3 protein-coding genes are annotated in these 2,712 nt (G+C 68.6%); 1 reads left to right on the plus strand and 2 read right to left on the minus strand.

Annotation, left to right across the window (positions count from 1 at the left end; all coding sequences use genetic code 11):
- Positions 1 to 32: 32 nt before the first annotated feature.
- Positions 33 to 464 carry a hypothetical protein gene (locus tag ABD308_RS01915; protein ID WP_344324458.1) on the minus strand — a complete coding sequence of 144 codons (432 nt, stop codon included), beginning with the start codon at positions 462 to 464 and terminating at the stop codon, positions 33 to 35.
- Between the two features lie 280 nt (positions 465 to 744).
- Positions 745 to 1,002, minus strand: a complete 258-nt coding sequence (locus ABD308_RS01920; protein ID WP_344324461.1) for a hypothetical protein — start codon at positions 1,000 to 1,002, stop codon at positions 745 to 747.
- A gap of 627 nt (positions 1,003 to 1,629) precedes the next feature.
- Between ABD308_RS01920 and ABD308_RS01925 the strand changes: the two genes are divergently transcribed.
- Entirely contained in the window at positions 1,630 to 2,694 is a 1,065-nt protein-coding gene (locus ABD308_RS01925) for a 2,3-butanediol dehydrogenase (protein WP_344324464.1), read from the plus strand.
- Positions 2,695 to 2,712 lie beyond the last annotated feature (18 nt).

Below are 2,712 nucleotides of genomic sequence, written 5' to 3' on the forward strand. Positions count from 1 at the left end.
CGAGGGGCGGCCCTGGTTCCGGTCGGTCAGGGTCAGCAGTCGTTCACGACGGTCGAGACCGTCGAGGACGACGGGTACCAGCCGGGCTGGGTCACGGTGAACGTGGCGGTCACCTGCGAGCCGCAGGGCACGTCGCCGGTGACGCTGCCGATCTCCTGGGACGGCCCGTTGGCCTCGATCAGGACGGTCGGGTAGACGGTGCCGAGCGCCGGGTTGGTGATGCCGATGGTGGTCAGCTGGAAGGAGACCTGCTGGTCCTGCCAGGTCGCGCTGTACGGAGTGGCGCGCCCGAACGCGTAGACGTGGCCCTGGTTGATGTTGATACAGGCCTTGACCGTGACGTGGTTCGGCACACCCGGGGTACCGCACACGGTGACGCCCACGGGGTTGGCGGAGGCGGTCTGGACTCCGGTCAGCGCGGCCAGGGCGGCGGTGCCGGCGAGAACAGCGGCAAAGCGTTTCAAGGGTTTCCTCCCTCGTTGGGTGTTCCCGGTGGACACCGGGAACACATGTGACATGTCACATAGCTCTCATCGGATTCTGACATGGCGCCACGAACGGGAGCAGCCGTCCGTACTGGCAGCAACCGGCCACCGGGCAGTCGAACGTGACGCCCCCGGCCGGTCGTTGTCTTCGAGTGCCGGGCTCCGCCCCGCCTCGCGAGATGTTCCGCCGCCTTCAAGGCAGCGAAAAGCCGCCCCTCGCTCCGTCGAGCGAGGGGGACCTCGGTTCCGGGTGGTCGGGTCAGCAGTTCACGAAGGCCGAGACCGTCGAGGTCGACGGCGGCCAGCCGGGCTGGTCGAGGGAGAACGTGGCGGTCACGGCCGAGCCGCAACGCGCGATGCCGACGAGCCCGCCGACCCTGGCTCCGGCGGCCGTGACCAGAACGGTCGGGCCGGGCGGGCCGGACGGCGTGAAGCCGCTGGCGGTCGTGTCGAAGCTGACGTCCTGGTCCTGCCAGGTGGCCGGGTTGGTCGGATTGGCCTGTGCGTACGTGACCACATAGTTTCCGTTGATGGAGATACAGGCCCTGATGGTGACGTAGCTCGGCGCACCCGGGTTCCCGCACACGGTAGGAGGGGGACCCGGGACGGCGGAGGCGGTCTGGACTCCGGTCAGCGTGGCCAGGGCGGCGGTGCCGGCGAGAACAGCGGCAAAGCGTTTCAAGGGTTTCCTCGCTCGTTAGGTGTTCCCGGCGGACACCGGGAACACATGTGACATGTCACATCGCTCCAGTCGGATTGTGACATGCCGTCACGAACGGGGATAGCCGCCCACCCTGTCAGCAACCGGCCACCGGAGGAGCCGCTCCATGGGGGTCCAACGTGCCGGCCTTGGCGGCTCGGAGGAGGGCGGCGAACTCGGCAGGGGCGGTACGGACTATGAGGTCGGTGTCGTCGGACTCGTGAAGTTCGATGCCGATCGCCCACGGCCTAGTGGTGGCCGGGGTGGTTGGTCCAAGAACCAGGGGGCCGTCTCCATCGGCTCTTCGGCGCGCCGGGTCGGCGTTTCGGACTTTCCGGGCGTATAGTTTAAACGTGAACATTACGGCTGTTCCGAGGCGTCCCCCGCTTCACGGCGGGGCGCGGCACGGCCGTGAGCGCAAGGCGAACGAAGGAGCCAGTCCAAGTGAAGGCTGCACGCTACTACGACCGCGGTGACATCCGTATCGAGGACATCTCGGAGCCGACCGTCCAGCCGGGCACGGTGGGCATCGACGTCGCGTACTGCGGGATCTGCGGCACCGACCTGCACGAGTACCTCGACGGGCCGATCTTCGTCCCGCCGGCCGGCCACCCGCACCCGGTCTCCGGCGAGTCCGCCCCCGTGACCCTCGGCCACGAGATGTCGGGCGTGGTGTACGCGGTGGGCGAGGGCGTCGAGGACCTGAAGCCGGGCGACCGCGTCGTCGTCGAGCCCTACATCCTGCACCCCGACGTCGACACCAGCGAGAACAACCCGGTCTACCACCTGTCGCCCGACATGAACTTCATCGGGCTCGGCGGTCGCGGCGGCGGGCTCGCGGAGAAGGTCGTCGTCGAGCGCCGCTGGGTCCACCCGGTCGGCGACGTCCCGCTGGACCAGGCGGCCCTGATCGAGCCGCTGTCGGTGGGGTACCACGCGTTCGAGCGCTCCGGCGCGAAGGCGGGCGACTTCGCCATCGTCGGCGGTGCGGGGCCCATCGGACTGCTGACCTGCGCGGTGCTGAAGGCGATGGGCGTCGAGGTGGCGGTCTCCGAGCTCAGCCCGCTGCGGCGGCAGAAGGCGCTGGACACCAAGGTCGCCGACCACGTCATCGACCCCGCCACCACCGATGTCGCGGAAGAGGTCCGTCGCCTCACCGGCGGCAAGGGCGCGGACGTCGCGTTCGAGGCCACGTCCGTCAACGTCGTGCTCGACACGCTGTTCGACGCCGTCAGGCCGGGCGGTGTCATCACCGTCATCTCGATCTGGGGCAAGCCGGCGTCGATCGACATGCAGAAGCTCGTGCTGAAGGAGGTCGACCTGCGCGGCACGATCGCCTACGTCAACTCCCACCCGCAGACCATCAAGCTCGTGCAGGAGGGCCGCATTGATCTGGCCCCCTTCATCACCAAGACCATCGGCCTGGACGAGCTGGTCACCGACGGCTTCGAGACCCTCATCCACCACAACGAGACGGCCGTGAAGATCCTCGTCGACCCCCGCGCCTGACACCTCGCCCCAAACGGT

Source organism: Kitasatospora putterlickiae, assembly GCF_039527695.1.
Classification (GTDB): domain Bacteria; phylum Actinomycetota; class Actinomycetes; order Streptomycetales; family Streptomycetaceae; genus Kitasatospora; species Kitasatospora putterlickiae.